At 54.7% G+C, this 17,327-nt stretch carries 14 protein-coding genes and 1 pseudogene; 6 read left to right on the forward strand and 9 right to left on the reverse strand.

Features of this window, described 5'->3' with window-relative positions:
• Window positions 1-42: 42 nt before the first annotated feature.
• Together G359_RS19770 and G359_RS16235 are read right to left on the reverse strand one after the other, a co-directional pair.
• The gene (locus G359_RS19770) at window positions 43-1,119 is read right to left on the reverse strand and encodes a glycosyltransferase (RefSeq protein ID WP_052699416.1); all 1,077 of its coding nucleotides are present in this window, start codon (window positions 1,117-1,119) and stop codon (window positions 43-45) included.
• A gap of 205 nt (window positions 1,120-1,324) precedes the next feature.
• Entirely contained in the window at window positions 1,325-3,436 is a 2,112-nt protein-coding gene (locus tag G359_RS16235) for a glycosyltransferase (protein WP_156150802.1), read from the reverse strand.
• A 692-nt stretch (window positions 3,437-4,128) separates the two neighbouring features.
• On the opposite strand from G359_RS16235, the gene G359_RS16240 reads away from it, so the two are divergent.
• Window positions 4,129-5,268 carry an MFS transporter gene (locus tag G359_RS16240; protein WP_045836967.1) on the forward strand — a complete coding sequence of 380 codons (1,140 nt, stop codon included), beginning with the start codon at window positions 4,129-4,131 and terminating at the stop codon, window positions 5,266-5,268.
• 12 nt (window positions 5,269-5,280) lie between these two features.
• Here G359_RS16240 and G359_RS16245 read toward each other — a convergent pair whose 3' ends face one another.
• Complete coding sequence (locus G359_RS16245) at window positions 5,281-6,186, reverse strand: ATP-grasp fold amidoligase family protein (RefSeq protein WP_052699417.1); 906 nt, start codon at window positions 6,184-6,186, stop codon at window positions 5,281-5,283.
• A 235-nt stretch (window positions 6,187-6,421) separates the two neighbouring features.
• Between G359_RS16245 and G359_RS20590 the strand changes: the two genes are divergently transcribed.
• Both G359_RS20590 and G359_RS16250 read left to right on the forward strand, forming a co-directional pair.
• Entirely contained in the window at window positions 6,422-6,577 is a 156-nt protein-coding gene (locus G359_RS20590) for a hypothetical protein (protein ID WP_156150803.1), read from the forward strand.
• A gap of 496 nt (window positions 6,578-7,073) precedes the next feature.
• Entirely contained in the window at window positions 7,074-7,601 is a 528-nt protein-coding gene (locus G359_RS16250) for an Hsp20/alpha crystallin family protein (RefSeq protein WP_045836968.1), read from the forward strand.
• Between the two features lie 133 nt (window positions 7,602-7,734).
• Here the strand turns inward: G359_RS16250 and G359_RS20155 are convergent.
• Both G359_RS20155 and G359_RS16255 read right to left on the reverse strand, forming a co-directional pair.
• Window positions 7,735-7,959, reverse strand: a pseudogene (locus tag G359_RS20155) (transposase); the annotation flags it as partial.
• Window positions 7,960-8,150: 191 nt separating this feature from the next.
• Window positions 8,151-9,668, reverse strand: coding sequence for a bifunctional aminoglycoside phosphotransferase/ATP-binding protein (locus G359_RS16255; RefSeq protein ID WP_245280069.1), 1,518 nt, complete (start codon window positions 9,666-9,668; stop codon window positions 8,151-8,153).
• A gap of 342 nt (window positions 9,669-10,010) precedes the next feature.
• Between G359_RS16255 and G359_RS16260 the strand changes: the two genes are divergently transcribed.
• The 3 genes from G359_RS16260 (at window position 10,011) to G359_RS16270 (ending at window position 11,749) form a co-directional block, all read left to right on the forward strand.
• Window positions 10,011-10,400 (forward strand): c-type cytochrome, encoded by a 390-nt coding sequence (locus G359_RS16260; protein WP_245280070.1) that lies wholly within the window; start codon window positions 10,011-10,013, stop codon window positions 10,398-10,400.
• 237 nt (window positions 10,401-10,637) lie between these two features.
• On the forward strand, window positions 10,638-11,291 hold the full coding sequence (locus G359_RS16265; RefSeq protein ID WP_045836969.1) for a BON domain-containing protein: 654 nt from the start codon (window positions 10,638-10,640) through the stop codon (window positions 11,289-11,291).
• Between the two features lie 38 nt (window positions 11,292-11,329).
• Window positions 11,330-11,749, forward strand: coding sequence for a CBS domain-containing protein (locus tag G359_RS16270; RefSeq protein WP_045836970.1), 420 nt, complete (start codon window positions 11,330-11,332; stop codon window positions 11,747-11,749).
• A gap of 54 nt (window positions 11,750-11,803) precedes the next feature.
• On the opposite strand, the gene G359_RS16275 is transcribed toward G359_RS16270, so the two are convergent.
• From G359_RS16275 to ppsA, 4 genes are all read right to left on the reverse strand, one after another.
• Complete coding sequence (locus tag G359_RS16275; protein WP_045836971.1) at window positions 11,804-12,241, reverse strand: DUF3775 domain-containing protein; 438 nt, start codon at window positions 12,239-12,241, stop codon at window positions 11,804-11,806.
• 20 nt (window positions 12,242-12,261) lie between these two features.
• Entirely contained in the window at window positions 12,262-12,903 is a 642-nt protein-coding gene (locus G359_RS16280) for a DUF2267 domain-containing protein (RefSeq protein WP_082072971.1), read from the reverse strand.
• A gap of 46 nt (window positions 12,904-12,949) precedes the next feature.
• Window positions 12,950-14,629, reverse strand: coding sequence for a DUF885 domain-containing protein (locus tag G359_RS16285; protein ID WP_210165515.1), 1,680 nt, complete (start codon window positions 14,627-14,629; stop codon window positions 12,950-12,952).
• Window positions 14,630-14,852: 223 nt separating this feature from the next.
• Window positions 14,853-17,264, reverse strand: a complete 2,412-nt coding sequence (gene ppsA, locus G359_RS16290; protein ID WP_045836974.1) for a phosphoenolpyruvate synthase — start codon at window positions 17,262-17,264, stop codon at window positions 14,853-14,855.
• Window positions 17,265-17,327: the final 63 nt, after the last annotated feature.

The following is a 17,327-nucleotide window of genomic DNA, read 5'->3' on the forward strand; positions in this document are numbered from 1 at the left end:
AGGCCATGGGCGAACTCTCCGCCTACTCTGGCCTCGCAAGCATCAACCCGTCGCGCCCAAGTTCCTGGTCATCGACTGGAACATTTTGCTATCGCTGATGCGGCATTCAAGAAACGCCAGATACGCCTCGAATGCCGTCTGAAAGTTCAAGCACGTCAACCCGGTCCAGGCCGCTTTCCTTATCAGAGCGTAGCGGCGGCGCCGGCTCTCGCCGAGATATCGCTTTCTCGCAAGTGCCGGTATCGCGTCGGCGGCCGCGATTGTCAGAGACGTACGTCGCTTCTCTTGAATTGCGTCGATCGCGTCATAGGCCGTCGCGAGTTCTCGAATTGTTGTTCCATGCCGGTCCGCCGAACGCATGAGCTCCTCAAAATTCGGCACCTCGCGCAGTCCGTCGCAAGGGTCCTCGCCGGAACGTTCCCTTTCGCGCGCGGCATATAATGCGAGATCGCGCGAGAACGATTGCCGCGCTCGAAACTGCGAAGCCACCTGAGATTGGTGGAGCCGGTAATACAAAAACGCCTCCGGCAAGTTCACGATACGATGCCGCTCGGACAGCCGCAGCCAAAGATCGTAGTCTTCCGCGTGCTGAAAGGCGGCCCGATAACCCCCGCAAGCCAAAACGGCATCTCTTCTCATAACGACCGTCGGATGCGAGATCGCGCAACTGCCTTTTTTATAAAGCTGCGTGCGAATGGCGTTGGAATCAAGCGGATAGTTCGATCGCTCTCCCGTTGCAGTGCCTGCTGAATCAATGATCAAGACCTGGGAGCCCACCGCCGCCACCGCAGGCGCGCCCTCAAGATATTCGATCTGCGCTTTAAACCGTCCCGGAATGGAAATGTCGTCGGCGTCCATGCGCGCTACCAGCGGTGTCTCGGCAGCGTGGAGCGCGTGATTGAGCGCGGCAGAAATCCCGATCGGCGGCTGATGAATAACCTGCAGCTTTCCTTTCCAAGCCAAGCTGGAAAGGATCGAAGCCGTTCCATCCGAGGAGCCATCGTTGACGATAATCAGCTTATTTATGAATTCCGCGTCGGCAGCCAAACTGGCGACAGCAGACTCAAGATATTTTTCACCGTCCCTGACAGGGACAATAACATCCAATTTTGGAAGCATGATCGCATCCCCTGCACATTCATTGTTCGATGAAATCGCGAACGCGAACTGATACGCGTTGACTGACTCACAACTAACAATGGGAGTGCGAGGGCACGGCTCGGGGCTGGTCGTTACGTCGACAACATGGGGTCGTCCTGCCCGGCCGAAAAACCCGGATCACAATCCTGGACGCGTGTTGAAGAAAATCGAATTCTTTAAAAATCTAAGTTTTAAAAGTATGGGCCAAACTACGCATGAGACTGAGCGCCAAACGTTGCTTCATGTTCAATGCACGTCCGCTTCGTTGGAACTCGGATAAGGATCTTTGAATTTTTGCAACGCGCCGTGAGGAGTTGCCCGTATAGGCGCCTCCCGAAGGCAAATCGCGGAAGAAAACTTCGCCGAGATAAAGATAGTCGCCAATAAATTCCCAAATATGTTCCGTTGAGCGCGTAGCCGTCGCAAGGTAATCACTCAGAATTTTTACATTAGCGCGTGCCGTGCCGACGGACATTTCCTGAGACCATTTCACCGACATGGCAGCGGGATGGCGACGGTAACGCCACAAGACCTGCGGGATGACTCGCGTTTCATAACCCGCTTTGAAATATCGAAGCCAAAATTCCCAATCTTCCGCTTCGCCCCGTGTCAGGCCGCTGTTGTACCTCAACTCTTGGAACGACTGGGTATGCCCCATGTGGTTGTTCTTCAAATCGTTCCAGACGAAGTGCGAAAAATGCTGGAACACCGTCGGCGCGCGCACGCCCGTCTCACTGCCGAACATCTCGTACCAGCCCTGAACCGATCTGACGTTTTCAGAGAAGTTGCTCTGAATATACTTTCGGCTGACGGCGACGAAGTCAGGGAGAAGCAAATCGTCCGCATCGACGAACACGAACAGCGGCGTATCACAGGAGTCCAATAGGCGGTTTCGCGTTTCTGCAAGACCTCGCCAATTGAAATTGATCACCTCGACGTTTTTATAGGTCGCGGCCTTCTTTAAAATTTCGAGCGACTCCGGCTTCGAGCTTCCGTCGTTGCCGACGATGACCTTCGCGGGCATTTCCGATTGGCGAAGAGCGGATTCGATGGTGTCGAGGAGGAACCCATCCGGATTGCAAGCGGGAATGAGTACACTGACGGCCCAATCACTTTCTATCCGCGCGGGCGCGATGTACGTAGAAGCAGTCTTTGGAACCAGCTGTTCGTAGGCTTCCACATATCGCGCTGGCGCCGTGCGTTCCGCAACATGATGGATGATCTCCGGACGATCGTCCTCCATATGCCGGAAAAATTGATCGATCGGATAAGCTGAAATATCCCGCGAACCGGCGTCGACACAATATCTCTGTCTAAGCGCCGGCGGAATAAATTCGCTCTGCGCGCTACCGGCAAGCATCACCGGCGCGACACCACAAAGGATCGTCTCGGCAGCTGCGTAGCAGAACGTTTCCCTCGGCGACATATTGATAAGCACGTCGGCTTCGCCGACACGCTCGAGCGAAACCTCGCGAGGCTTTCCAGGAACAAACGAGACGCGATCGGAAAACGGATAGAACTCTCGCAGTATCTTCTGCTTGAACTCCTCCATCGGCACATCCATGGGTCGAACCGGCCCCACGAATTCGACGTTGAACTGCGGATGATAGTAGAGAAACCGCTTTGCAAGATCCGTGAATTGCGTAAGTCCCTTCGATACGATGACGGTTCCGTACCACAAGATCTTCGACGGATTCCACGTTGAGGAAACTTGCTTGGACACCAGATCCAAAGGCTCGGGAATGACCTCCATACGGTCCGCCGCAATATCCTGAGCAATAGTCAGACTTTTTGCAGCCGCTTCGGATGGGCAGATCACTTTGTCTGCCAGGCGAAAACATTGATATTCGAGATTGACGGATTGAAATGTCGATCGCGGAATAAACGCTTTTTGATGCCGCGCGATATTGTAAGTCGTACCGTGATTGAACACGGTAATCAGGCAATTCCGGAGCGACGGCTCAACGTTGCGACGCTGCAGCAGACAGTAAAGCGGCGCGCACCAGTCCGTCCCTTCAATGACATCGAACCCATGTTCCCGATGCAGCGCGAGGACCGCATCGGCCACCGTTGCCGATATGAAGAGGTTCCGATCTACCATCTTGTAGTCGTCGAATTTTATCGGCACCACATGAAGAAAATGCTTGAACTGGGTGGAGGTGCGAAAGCGCTTTCCACTATCGCGCCACGTGAGCACATGGCACTCGTGCCCGGCATTGTGGAGAGCGCTTGTCGCTTCTGAGAGATAAGTAGCAATACCAGCCGTCTCGCCAAAAGACGGTACTTCTGGACTCACGAATAAAATTTTCACCGATGCGTCTCCGTCGGAGATAATATCAATTGTAAAAATAAGTTGGACGCACACAAAAGCGCCGCATAAAGAGTGCAGCACATCCAGGAAAAAATCGGATGACTCTGCAATACACGCGGAGACGAATTGAAAAATACGCAAACAAGGAATGCGTCTGTCGTAACCGAAAGATCAGCCCACGTCTATGTTGGGAAAGCCACAGAAAAGCTCGTCAACAGAGCTTTTGCAGATCGATTCGCGAATTTGTATTTTCACTCATCACTGACCACAAGCGCTCAGTGATATTCGCGTCGGGCTGACAACCACAACAACTCTACGCGCATGCATCTCTCAGAGTAGAACAACTCGAACGCGTCTCTTAGCGTCGCATAGGACCGCCTTGCACAGCCGTCCAACATCGGATTTTTTCAAATCAATCAAAAGTCGAGAGCAGCTTCTAGCGCGCTCTGCCGAGGGTGACATAGCGGCTTCTCCCGCGAGCGCCCCTCGCGCGGCAACTCTTTCAATCCTCAAAAGAACGCGGAAATAATCCGTCTTTACAAAAGACGAGCAAATCTCCGATACGACCTCATCGCGGCAACGACGTCTCGGCCCATCTGTCGATCCGTCCTTCACGTGAAAGCAAAATCTTCGCGACGACGGCGCGGATTAAAAAGAGATGGGACGTTACGGAATTCATGTCAGCGCCGCTGCCGGGTAGAGCACAACAATTTTCAACGCGCGTCACTTTCTTCGTCGCAGGCTTCACACTCGCTGCGTGGGCGCCTCTCGTGCCCTACGTCAAGGATCAGAGCAATCTCAGCGATGCGACGTTGGGGCTCCTTCTCTTGTGCCTCGGCGCCGGCTCCGTCACCGCCATGCCGCTGGCCGGTATTTTGTCGAAGCGGTATGGCTGTCGCCCGATACTTCTCGCGGGCGCGCTGTTCATCGCATCCTCGCTGCCCGTACTGACGCTCTCCTCATCCGTTCCGCTCCTCGCCGTCATGCTCTTTGTCTTTGGCATGGGCGAGGGAACACTAGACTGCGTGATAAATGTCCAGGCGATCATCGTCGAGCGCGCAAGCGGCCGAGCAATGATGTCGGGCTTCCACGGCCTTTACAGTTTGGGAGGACTCGCCGGTGTCGGCGTGATGACACTGGTGTTGTCCTCGGGAGCGACACCCGCATTCGCCGCCATGATCGTCGTGGCGGTAACGATCGTCGCCATGGCCGCGGCAGCACCTTATTTGCTGACGTATGGCGCGGAAGGCGGCGGCCCAGCGTTCGCGATCCCGCACGGTGTAGTCCTGCTCATCGGGCTACTATGCTTCGTTGTCTTTCTGACGGAGGGCGCAGTTCTCGACTGGAGCGCGGTCTTCCTGACTGCAAACAGGAACGTCGATCCCGCCGTCGGCGGCCAGGGATATGCCGCCTTTGCACTCGCGATGACGATGGGCCGATTGACCGGCGACGCCGTCGTCGAACGCATGGGCCCCACGATCGTTCTGCTGGCGGGACCCCTCTGCGCCGCCTTCGGCCTCTTCACCGTCGCGATGGTGCCGTTTGCATGGGGTGCCGTGATCGGCTTTGGTCTCGTTGGAATCGGTTGCGCGAATGTCGTGCCGATTCTTTTCACAGCGGTCGGACGACAGACCAAAATGCCCGAGCACATTGCCGTACCCGCGATCACCATGCTCGGTTACGCGGGAATCTTGGCGGGCCCCGGAGCGATCGGCTTCATCGCGCAAGTGGTCGGCCTGCCTCTCGCGTTCGTCGTCGTCGCCGTACTTCTCATCGGCGTTGCCATCGGCGGCCGCTGGTTACGGGTGGATAACTGAACGCAGCTGAGACTAAGCCATTTGGTTCACTTTTGAGGCACCGAATATGTGCTTCGACACGTCGATCTCAGCCTCGGCCGGAATAAAGGACTGCCCGCCGCCCGCGTGGCAATGCGTAATCTCGCCAATGAAAAAATCGTTATCATCCGTATAAACGTCTATTCGCACCAGAGAAAAGTAAGCAGCGATAGCGTTTGCAGCAGCCACGATCTCATCGAGCTTCGCAGGCTTTTTGTCGACTTCGGCAAGCGGGTACCCCATCGAGCAGTTACAATCTTCCCACTTGGCCGTATAAAGCCTTCGCCGCCGGGAGCTCTTCGCGCGCCAGTTCCCGTACTGCCTGATGATGACTTTGACTTCGCCATAGCAAAACAGATTCAATTCGTAGAAATCTTGACCCTCAAAAATGGGCGGTTCGACGATGATTTTTGGCGCCAAGTCGCGATAATTGGCTTCGCGCTTCTTCTTGTAGTAGCTGTGTTTGAGCCAGCCGGCCAACACGTCATAATCTATTGGTTCGCCACGCTCCCTGAAAATGTTGAGCCCTGAAGCGTGCGTCGCTTTGATGAAGCACCGGTCTGGAAACTGGAATGCCTCCAGCTCGGATTGCGATCTTATAACTCCGATGGTCGGCACGTTATAAGATGGGCCAACAACGCCACTGATGAAGATCTTCCCCAGCTCCTTGTCCGTTGTAAACGTTCGAACGGGATCGCGCAGCTCGGGACCGGATTTAATCCGATACAAGACGTCGCTGAAAATCCAGTTCTTGGTTGGATATCGTCGGTGCCTCTTTATAAATTTGGCGAACGCATCGTTTCGCTCTTTCAGTCGGCTGCTTGGCAACAAATATCCGCCAATTCTGAGAACCCAATACGGAATTGTAATTTTGAAAAAATCTAACACCGCGCCTGCCACTTCAATTCCCTGCCTTAGATCTCATCACAACCCGAATTGACTGGCAGAACAACGCAAACACGCCGCTGAACCAGCCTCAGCACCTTGGTGCAAAACCGGGTCGTCCCTATAGCGCGCGCATCGACGTCGATGCGTTACTCAAGCGCCACACCGACGCGCGGAATGAATCACCGCTCATGCCCCGATCCTGAAGAGACATAGTTCCAAGACAATCGTTGTCTGAAATTTTTGGATCATGCGAGGTCATCATCTAGCGACCTGCGCCATCACCATGATCGGTTGCGCAGAAAGTCTCGCACGCCGCGCAGCGATCGGCTTCATCGCGCAGATGGTCGGCGTGTTTCCCACGTCCGTTGCGGTCGCGTTCTATCTATCGGCGGCCGCCGTTTGAAGGGTTTGAACCCAGCGACAAAATTGTTGAATGATCGGCCGCATCGTTTGCATTTCAATCCGCAACCAAAGTATCGCTTAAATTTTTTAGGCGATTTTCATGACCTATCGATACGCTCTCCGGGTTCGTCAAAACTTGGGGATCGACTAAGTCGCCTTCTCGATAAATGCCGGCGACCTAGGTATCGCGGAGATCACCCAAACTCGCTTTGATAATCACGAAAAGGCTGTCCCATCGACATCGCGACAAAGGACGATCATGTCCAAGGTTATGCCGAAAAGGGTCGCCAGCTTTATATTTTTCATAGTAATTCCTCCAATTGAAGAAACAGTTTGAAATGAAATTTAGGAGAGAGACTCCTTAGGACTGTCACACGGTCCCTCGACGAGGCGACTCATCGTTGGATGCGATTGCAATGGCCTCACGAACTCTTCTTATGTTCATCAATGCTATGGTATCAGGGCGTTCGGAAATTTATTAGTTAGGAGTTAGTGCAATGGCAGAGCCAGCAGTGAAACTTCCCGTAAAATCCGAAAATGAGACGCCGTCATACCGGGATTGGTGGCCAATACAGAATCTGCGTCGGCAACTGAGCGAGATCGTCGAGGATTTTGATCGCGGTTTTTTGCATTCGCCTTTCCGCGGCTCGCTTCTCGACGTTGAGCCGTTGAGGCGAGAGCTGACATGGGCATCAGCTCCGCCTGTTGACATCGTCGACAAAGACACGGCTTACGAGATTACCGCCGAGCTTCCTGGCCTTGACGAAAACAACATCGACGTGAAGGTCGCCAATGGAATGCTGACGATCAAGGGTGAAAAGAAGGAAGAGAAAGAAGAGAAGAAAAAAGATTATTATCTCTCCGAGCGTCGGTTTGGCTCTTTCGAGCGTCGCTTTAGTGTCCCGAAAGGTGTTGATACTGATAAGATCGCTGCGAGCTTTAAGAAGGGTGTCTTGACCGTAACTTTGCCGAAATCGACAGAAGCAAAGGCCGCCGAAAAGAAGATCGCAGTGAAAGCAGCTTGACCAGTTTGGTCTAAAAAGACCACCCTCGACGAGGATTGATGGTGCGGACTGCATCCAATCCTTGTTGGAGGTGTTGCTGGAACGCGCGTTGCTGCCTTCACTTTGCGTTTTGGCCTGCCCCTGATCACGATACCATCCGCTCGTTCTCGCGTTCGAGGTCCTTGAAGCGCTTGGCCTGATCGAGCTTCAAGCCACCGTACTCGCGGCGCCAGCGGTAGTAGCTCTGCTGCGAGACACTGATGCCTCGGCAGACCGTGCCGATCGCTTGACCTTGACTCAGTCGAGCCTCCGCTTCCCGCAGAAGCCCAATGATTTGCTCCGTCGTAAACCGTTCCGTGCCATTCCCTTTTCTCCTCAGTCGAGGTTGAAAATAGCCGGATTCGCTCAGTCAGCTTGGTACCGGTCTAGGAGAGCACGCTAGGCACGCACGATGATCACCTTGACCTCCATCACCGACGTAGACGCATCAAGCTAACCTAGACTTCGCTACGCTCGGAGCGATTCCGGCCGTCATCTGGACGTCAGGTTTGATCTGTCTATGAAGTCGGCTTAACGCTCCGCCATATCCGGCGCGGCTTGCACGCGCTTAATCAGCATAGCAGCCGTCTTCGCGATCCCTTCACTGGAGCTGAGCGATTGCCATTCAGTCTGCGTCGCGCTGTTCGCCTGTTGCCGTAAGACGCTTGGCGTTGCATCGGAGGGATCTCCAATGCGGCGGCTCACGCGATCAATAAGCAGCTCGAGCGGCGCATCCAGCCAGAAGCCATTGAAGGGAACCGTGTCAGGGACCGCCGCTTCAATCCGTTGCCGGTCTTCAGCGCGATCAAAGACGGCGTCGGCGATAACAGCGTGGCCGCTCTTCAGAAAAGTTGCCGCTGTCCGGGCTTGCTCCGCATAAACGCGTTTCGACACGCCGGGTTGATATGCTTCAGGCGGCAAACGCGTTTCTGCCGGGACGCCGTATAAGCGCTTGCGAATTCGATCACTGGAAAGCACACGGGCGCCTGGCGGCGGTCCTAACCGATGGGCGGCCGCTGCAGCAACGGATGACTTGCCGGACCCGCTCAGGCCACCAACAGCAACGAGCTGCGGTGGGCTAAAATTCAACAGATCGCCGGCAAGCTCAAAATAGGCGCTGGCTTCCTTGAACGCAGCTCCGCTTCTATCCGTGACTTGGACGCCGGCGACATGCGCGCGAACAGAAGCACGAACAGCCATGAAGAAAGGCAGGAGAGCGACACCATCATCTTCATCGGCAGCATCGAAATAACGATTGAACACCCAGTTTGCCTCGGCGCGAAGTCCCCGACCCCATAAGTCCATGAGCAGAAAGGCGAGATCGTAAAGCACGTCGATGGTGGCGAGATCATCATCGAATTCCAGGCAGTCGAAAAGCGTGGGAGAGCCATCAAGCAAGCAGATGTTTCGGAGGTGCAGATCTCCGTGGCAACGGCGCACTTTGCCAGATCTCTCGCGCTCATCCAGTAACCACCCCAACCGATCGAGCATCGCCTTGAGCTCCATTTCAAGGGCGTACGCCTGGTCAGCGCCAAAGATTCCCGCGGCCCTGATCGATTCCGAATTCATATCCAGGACAGCCGTCATGATCTCGCTACCCGATCGCCGATGATCGATTGCTGCATCTCGATGGAAGTCTGCGATCGCGATTGCCGTCTTGGAGAGGAGGGTAGGACCGAGTTCGTTCCGTTCAGCGATTTGGCTGAAGAGATCTCGTTGATCGAAGCGCACCATTTCAACAACGGAATCGACCAATTCTCCGTTGCCGTCGAATGTCAGGCGGCCGCTGGCTTCCCGTGTGATACGTCGCACGGCAACATAAAGGGACGGTGCGGTGCGCCGATTAAGTTCTAGTTCTCGCAGGCATGCAGACAGCCGCAGGCTGGCTGTAGAGAAATCCAAATAGGGGAAGCAAACCGAACGCTTGAGCTTATAGGCGCGCTTACCACTCAGGATAATGATCGAGATATGCGTGTCATGTCGTTCGGTAACGTCCGATAGGCTCGAGAGGAAAGCAATTGCTTCGCTTTGATCTTGCCTAATCATCATCGGCATCCGCGCTCCGGCAGATCTTGAGGTGGAAGATTATCATTCCTTTCAGGCGGCTGGCCAGACGGCTGGCGATCTCGTTGTTTGGGAGCTTCGTCAGCGACTTCGGCGAGCACCAAGCGGTCGTATGCAGCGCTTTGCCTTCACTAGGACTCGCAAATCTCGTCTCGTGTGCTTGGCGTGGGCGGCTTCCTCGCTGGCTTTAGGAATGTTCAAACGCGGGAGATAAAGTATATTTCGCGGGAGCACGTTCCGGCTCCAGCGCTCAACAGGGCTTGACTTGCCTCAAGGCCATCGTTTGCGAACAGCACTTATTTTATTTTAATTTTGAGGATGACGGCTATGCGAGCGTCGTTGCTATTTGTTCCACTTGTTTTTCTTCCCTTGGTCAGTGCCGGTGCTGAGGAAGTAGACGCCAATCGCCTCGAGCTTGGCGAAATGCCATACATGACTTATTGCGCCTTATGTCACGGCATGGGCACAGATACGGGCATGTTTGCCGAAGCGCTGAAAAGGCCAGCTCCGGATCTTACGCTAATAGCCAAGAGAAATGGCGGGATGTTTCCTGAGGGGCGCGTCAAGGCCATTATTCGTGACGGCGGGGTAAGCGGACATGGCACAATGCGTCTGCTGGCGTGGGAACGTTATTTCCGGAAGGACACCCCGCCGGAACACGCTGATCAGGTGATCGACGATATCACGTCCTATCTCGAGAAGCATCAAGCGCCCTGATCAGGGAAGATACTCGCGAACCATCGGAGTTCTGCCGTTGTGTAGAGCAGTCGTCGCTCTCTACCGATTTTCGGCTTCGCAAGGCAAGGCTCGGTCGAAAGTCGCTGCGCAGCATGGCCTGCGAACGTAAATTGGCGAGTTAAAATTTCTGCTTGAGGATTGACTCAACGCAAAGCGCTTTGTGACTTGCTGTTCCACGCAACTATTTTGTGGTGAGTTGAGTGGAAGGATACTTCAATGAGCGATATCCAGCTTCGCCAGTTCGTCATCGACGAGCTTGAATTCGAACCCAGCATCGACGCAACAAATATCGGGGTCGCTGCTGATGACGGCATCGTAACCTTGACCGGCCACGTTCGAAGCTATGCCGAGAAGATTGCCGCACTACAGGCTGTACGCCGAGTCAAAGGCGTGCGCGCCGTGGCACAGGAAATCGAGGTTCGCTATCCCGGCGAGCACAAGACGGCGGACGAGGAAATTGCGAAGCGCGTCCTCAATGTTTTGAAATGGCACGCAATGATCCCGCACGAAGACGTTAAGGTGACCGTCGAAAAAGGATGGGTAAACCTCAGCGGCACCGTAGACTGGCACTATCAGAAGAAAGCCGTGGAAGACGCCATCAAGAAATTACTGGGTGTCATCGGCGTTACCAATTCCATATCCGTCAAGGCGTCGGTTCAGACGGCAGATATCAAGAAGAAGATCGAGGCCGCATTGGCTAGAAGCGCGCAGGTTGAGGCCAACGCCATTCGCATCAACGTCTCAAACGACAATCGAGTGAGCCTCGAAGGGGTTGTCGACAGTTGGGAAGATCACGACGTGGTCGAGAATGCAGCGTGGTCAGTCCCCGGAGTCCAGTGGGTCGATGACCGTTTGACTGTCTCGTCGTGAGTTTAGTCGCAGTAGTCTTAGTATGTCAGGAGGAGGCCATGAAGGTCAGAGATGTAATGCATAAAGGCGCCGAGTGGGTAAGTCCACAAACCCCCCTTAGCCAAGTAGCGCAGCTGATGAAGGATCTCGATATTGGTGCACTGCCAGTTGGAGAGAACGACCGGCTCGTCGGCATGGTGACTGACCGCGATATTACCTGCAGAGCGATTGCCGGCTCCCAAGACGTTTCGAAGATGACCGCCCAGAACGTGATGTCCAAGGGAATTGTCTACTGCACCGCCGAGGAAGAACTCGAAGACGCGCTGCGGCTCATGGAAACAAAGAAAATTCGCCGTCTACCCGTCATCGACGGCAAAAAGCGCATGGTCGGTATGCTCAGCATTGGGGATGTTTCTCACGCGGCGCCTCGTAGTGTCTCGGGAGAAGTCATAACGGCCGTATCTGCGCATCACGCGTGATTAGAACTCTTCAGACGCGCGCGGGCGAGTGCGAACCGCGCGCACAAGTTTATATCAAAGTCTGTTGATCTCGAACTCTTCACACGAGTAACCCAGTAGCGAAAGACCTTCTTCGAGGAAATCGCCTAGCGTGGGAATGCCGAGAAGATAACGCGCCGTGTATCGATTGTGAGCGCTCGCCGCTTCCTTGCGTACCTCTAGCCAGTCAGCTGCGGTGTAGTCGCCGCGCCCGAGCCAAGCGAGAGCCACAAGATCGATCTGCTCATCTTCCGTCATGGCGTTGATGAACGACGTCAATTCCTGCAAGGAAGGATCATCGTTGTGGTCTTCGAGAACCTCCGCCATCCGATCATCGGAGGCATTGGAGCCGGGATCGGGTTCCGTCACGACATCCTTGGCGTCGAACTCGTGAGCCTTGATAATTACGAAGCAGACTTTCTCGGGAGAAATCTGCAGCTCCACGGGCTCATTCTCAGAGATTATCCTGGTCATATTGAACTAAATCCGCGTTCCTAGGAATCCGCACTTCTCTGCGCACGTTTGCGGAAGGTTTGCGCTGTGTCGGGCCAGAGTGCCTTCAATTCGGCCGGTAGCTGCGAAATTACATCGGCGATTTCACCTGGATCGCAATGGTGTGCGAGGAGCGCAAATACATCGCGAATCGCGCGCTCCGCCGGGACAGCATTCGGGAAGTCCCTCCCAGATATTTCTTCGACAAATTCTTGTCTCGTGGTCACTTTGCTTGGCCCTTTTCGGGGCTGCCAGCCTTCATAGTAGATGCCGCGCACGATTATCGGAAGCTGAGCACCTAGATCGACGGCCTCTTCAAGCGTCAGGCGATCCCTGAGATGGTGGAGAACACCGCGCAAAACGCCAAGGGCTTCCTGACCATCTGCGAGATCACCTTTTTCGCTCAGCTCATTGAGCCATTCCTGAATTTTCTGGATGGCATGCGCGAGGGAGGGAGGCATTGTCATGATCATTCTTCCGGATCTGAGGCGGCCTGAAGGCTCAAAGCCTGAACGTGATAGGCGGGCTAGCAAGCCAAATTTCCAAATACGACGCGAAGAGATGGATTTGATTAGAGTTCGTCGTGTTCTGCTAGGTGCTTTGGCATGGCTGCGCCACTCCGCAATCACTCTTGTGTGACCCATAGCATATTTTCAGGCGCGGAGCGCCGTTAATATCTCGACGTGCCGATCAGCGCTTTGCGAGTTGGGCCGGAATGAAACGCTCGCGTACCGCTTGCGCAAGCAGAGCTGGAGGTAACGGCCCCTCTTCCAGCAAGAAATTGTTGAACGCCAGTCTGTCAAAAACATTTCCGAGCGTGAGTTCGGTTTCCATCCGTAACTCCATGATGCACGCATAACCATAGAAGTAACTGGTCGCCTGTCCAGGCATGTTGAAGGTGTAGCGATCGAGTTCCTGTCGGACCATTGCTTTCGACAACACGGCGTCGCGGGTTAGAAGATCGCTTGCCTGCTCGCGTTCGATCAATCCGAGATTCAGCATCGGATCAAGCATCGCACGCGCTGCTCGGAAGAGGCGGAATTGCAGTGCAATTAATTGGCCATCGAGGGGTTCGTACGGCATCATCTCCGCCTCGGCGTAGAGCGCCCACCCCTCCGAATTGACTGAATTGGCGGCAAAAAGAGCGCGTGCAAGCGAGACGCCACGTTCAAGCATCGCAGTGAACTGCAGTTCATGTCCGGGGCGGCCTTCATGGGCAGCCAGAGTCCAGGCGGCCGACGGATAATTGAAATCATCGAAGGCACCATCTGCGCCGAGTGCCGGATTGTTGACGGAAAGAACAAATGTTCCTTGCTGTCCGGTATTTCGAACCAGAGGTGCCGGCAAGAAATGCGGCGCCGGCTGAGAGGCGTTTTCAGCGTCGCTTCCAAGACGCATGGCCATCGGCCTATTTGGCGTCAGGACGATGCCTTGCTTTCGGATAATGGCCACAATCGTCTCGATCACCTTCCGGTAGTGGCTTTCGAGTTCGCTAGTGGGGATCGGCTCCTTCTTCAAAGCACGGATCACGTCGCGATAGTCCGCCGCCGGTATGCCTTTCTCGCGTGCCACCAACGGAGCGAGCTGTTGCATCGCCGCCCGCGTTTCCATGAACTCCAATTCAGCTCTTTGAATTAAAGACTGAGCGTCGATATCGACGCCGGTCCGCTTCAGGGCGTCAGCATATAACGCAGGAGGTAGCCTAGTATCCGTCCGGGCATGAGGCAGAACCTCGGAACGCAACCAAGCCGTATATTCGTTGGTCTGCTTATCAAGAGCATCGAGGGCATCCTCAGCTCCGGAGACCTTCAAGTCGATGAATAATTTGCGGATACCGATCATATAGGTATCGGCATTCCGTAGTGCCTGTTCGACTTCCGGTCTGGACGGACGCAGTAGCGTGCCATCGCCGACACGTTCCTCATACCGCTGTATTGCCAGCGTCATCAGAGGAACAGTGCCGGGAGCGAGACCCGCATAGCGCTTGAGACGATCAAGAGCGTGCCCTCTGCGTTCGGGGGGTGTCTGCTCCGACAAAAGACCGCGCAAACCCTCGAACACCAATTGGGACACGTCTTGCCAAGGCAAGACCAGCCGTTCCTGCAATTCGCTGCTTTCGATGTCGTCGGTTGCCGTCGCGATCATGATTTCAAGATCTTCGCGGACGTTCGGGTCGCGCTCGGTGTTGAGCTTTTCGTGCAATTCAGATTTGGCGGCAGCAACCGCCGCACGGAACCTGCGCACATTATCGGCTCTTAAGTCCGCGACACGATCATCGTAGCCGGCAACGCCGAATTTCGAGAACGACTCAGGTCTGAACGGCGCCTCTGCCCCGATCAGTATCTGCGCATAAGCATTGCTGCGCTCCACCCATGTTGGTTTCGTATCTACTGGAAGTGGCGAGAGATCCTGCGCAGTTGCAGGCAAGGACATCACAAAGAGACTGATGGCGATGATGACGCGAACTTTGTTGAGGATGGCGAATTCTCCCGAGAGTTGAATTCCAAGCGGATCAACAAGACTGCACGGTCACCGTCGTGAGCGTTAGCTTCGGGTCCAAAGCTGACGCTTGTCCAGATTCGAGAATAATCAATCAATCCGTTCGTGGCGCTTCGCTACGACTGGCCAATTTCGATAGCGATCCTTCTGCAGCGGCGATCTCTTGCTTAACGCGTATGAAGCTGTCCGGATTTACAGAAATAGAATCGATCCCGTGCTCGATAAGGAAATGTGCAAATTCTGGATGGTCGCTCGGCGCCTGCCCGCAAATCCCGGTGTGTGTCCCGGTCTTTTGTGCTGCTGCAAGCAGATCTGAGATCATCAAGGTGACCGCCTCGTGCCGCTCGTCGAACAAGCCGCTAAGTCTTTCACTATCGCGGTCAATGCCGAGCACGAGTTGAGTGAGATCATTTGAGCCAATCGAAAATCCATCGAAGCGTTCTGCGAACCGCTCTGCCAACCGTATGTTCGAGGGCAGCTCAGCCATGACGTAAACTTCGAGTCCTTCTTTGCCCCGCATTAGTCCATGACTTGCCATCTCGGAAAGGACGCGATCCGCTTCCTCAGGCGTGCGGCAGAATGGGATCATCATTATGATATTGGAAAGCCCGATTTCCTCGCGCGCCCGGCGGATGGCCCGGCACTCCAATGCGAAACCCTCACGATAGTCTGGATGGTAGTAACGGCTCGCTCCGCGCCAGCCCAGCATTGGATTTTCCTCTTTGGGTTCGAAACCAGCTCCCCCAATGAGTTTGGCATATTCGTTGGTCTTAAAGTCACTCATCCGAACGACAACTGGGTTGGGATAATGCGCGGCGGCGATGAGTGCGATGCCGCGAGCAAGAGTATCGACGAAATAGTCCTGCTTCGAGTCGAAACCGTGAGTGAGACATTCAATTTGGTTGCGAACCTTTTCGTCCTTGATCTCGTCGAAGCGCACCAAGGCCATGGGATGAACCTTGATGTAGTTGCTGATGATGAATTCCATGCGCGCCAAGCCCACACCATCGGTCGGCAGACGCCACCAGCGGAACGCTGCCGATGGATTGGCAAGATTGATCATTGCCTTGGCATGCGTCTTCGGAATCTGTGCCGTGTCGATATCAGTCACATCAAAATCTATGATGCCCTCATATACATGGCCCACTTCGCCCTCGGCGCATGAAACGGTGATCTCCTGATCGTTTTGAAGAGTCTCGGTCGCATTCCCGGTTCCGACGATCGCTGGAAGCCCGAGTTCGCGGCTGACGATCGCTGCATGGCTCGTGCGACCACCATGGTCTGTGACAATCGCGGCTGCCCGCTTCATGATCGGCACCCAATCCGGGTCGGTGATGCCCGTGACGAGGACCGCGCCGTCTTGAAAATTCTGGATATCATCGGCGCTGGCCAACTTGCAGACCTTGCCGGCGCCGATAGCGTCGCCGACCGCGAGTCCGGAAATGATAAGCGACCCTTTTTTCCGCAGTCTATACGTCCTGAGCTGACTGGCTTCACGCCGCGACTGAACTGTTTCCGGTCGCGCCTGGACGAAGAACAGTTCGCCTGTTTGTCCGTCCTTTGCCCATTCGATGTCCATCGCTTGACCGTAATGACGCTCTATGGCAACTCCCCATCGGGCAAGCGTTAGGATCTCATCATCACTAAGGATGAATCTGCGTCGCTCATCGTTGCTGGTGTCAACCAGGGATGTTGAGCCCTTCTCCGCGTATATCAACTTGCGAACCTTGGCACCCAGTGTCTTCTCGATGATCGGTTTCCGCGATGGTTTCTCAAGGAGCGGCTTGAAGACACGATACTCGTCGGGTTCGACCATTCCTTGAACCACCGTCTCCCCTAGACCCCACGCTCCGTTGATCAAAACGGAGCGTGGAAATCCAGTTTCCGTGTCGATCGAAAACATCACGCCTGAGCAAGCCAAGTCGGAGCGAACCATCCGCTCGACGCCAACCGAAAGTGCAATTTCAAGATTATCGATCTTATTGTTTTTGCGATAACTGATCGCCCGATCGGTGAACATAGAGGCGAAGCACTTCTTGCAAGCCTCTAGCACCTCATCCTCACCTTGTATGTTCAGGAAGGTCTCAAGCTGCCCCGCGAAACTCGCCTCAGGAAGATCTTCCGCCGTCGCACTCGAGCGCACAGCAACACCGACTGGTCCGCCGTCGCCCATTTGTCGATAAGCCCCTCGCACCGCTTGCGCCAGGGGCTCTGGAAGTTTCCCATTCAGAATAAGCTTGCGTATCGCACCACCCACTTGAGATAAATTACTCAAGTCATCATTCAGCTTTTCGAGCTCGGTGGCAATTGGCTGACGGAGTTCGTTCGCCTCCAAGAAGAACCGATAGGCCGCTGCTGTGGTAGCGAACCCTTGTGGGACGCGAATGCCGGCATCCTTGAGCCGGCTCATCATTTCCCCAAGCGAGGCGTTCTTACCGCCGACTTTATTAATATCCGTGCGACCAATTTCCGAAAGCTGAAGGATAAGCTCTTTGTGATCGTCCATGCAGCATACAACCTTGACTCGTTTGCGGGCCGGTTTTTGCAGTGCCGGTATTTGTATTTGCCG

This window comes from Hyphomicrobium sp. 99, assembly GCF_000384335.2.
In the GTDB taxonomy this organism is placed as follows: Bacteria; Pseudomonadota; Alphaproteobacteria; order Rhizobiales; family Hyphomicrobiaceae; genus Hyphomicrobium_B.

Excerpts from the sequence above, each read along its gene's own strand:
- ppsA (WP_045836974.1), bottom strand. The coding sequence starts at position 17,264 with ATGGACGATCACAAAGAGCTTATCCTTCAGCTTTCGGAAATTGGTCGC.
- G359_RS16280 (WP_082072971.1), bottom strand. The coding sequence starts at position 12,903 with ATGGGTCACACAAGAGTGATTGCGGAGTGGCGCAGCCATGCCAAAGCA.
- G359_RS16250 (WP_045836968.1), top strand. The coding sequence starts at position 7,074 with ATGGCAGAGCCAGCAGTGAAACTTCCCGTAAAATCCGAAAATGAGACG.
- G359_RS16265 (WP_045836969.1), top strand. The coding sequence starts at position 10,638 with ATGAGCGATATCCAGCTTCGCCAGTTCGTCATCGACGAGCTTGAATTC.
- G359_RS20590 (WP_156150803.1), top strand. The coding sequence starts at position 6,422 with ATGCGAGGTCATCATCTAGCGACCTGCGCCATCACCATGATCGGTTGC.
- G359_RS16270 (WP_045836970.1), top strand. The coding sequence starts at position 11,330 with ATGAAGGTCAGAGATGTAATGCATAAAGGCGCCGAGTGGGTAAGTCCA.
- G359_RS16255 (WP_245280069.1), bottom strand. The coding sequence starts at position 9,668 with ATGATGATTAGGCAAGATCAAAGCGAAGCAATTGCTTTCCTCTCGAGC.
- G359_RS16240 (WP_045836967.1), top strand. The coding sequence starts at position 4,129 with ATGTCAGCGCCGCTGCCGGGTAGAGCACAACAATTTTCAACGCGCGTC.
- G359_RS16275 (WP_045836971.1), bottom strand. The coding sequence starts at position 12,241 with ATGACCAGGATAATCTCTGAGAATGAGCCCGTGGAGCTGCAGATTTCT.
- G359_RS16260 (WP_245280070.1), top strand. The coding sequence starts at position 10,011 with ATGCGAGCGTCGTTGCTATTTGTTCCACTTGTTTTTCTTCCCTTGGTC.
- G359_RS19770 (WP_052699416.1), bottom strand. The coding sequence starts at position 1,119 with ATGCTTCCAAAATTGGATGTTATTGTCCCTGTCAGGGACGGTGAAAAA.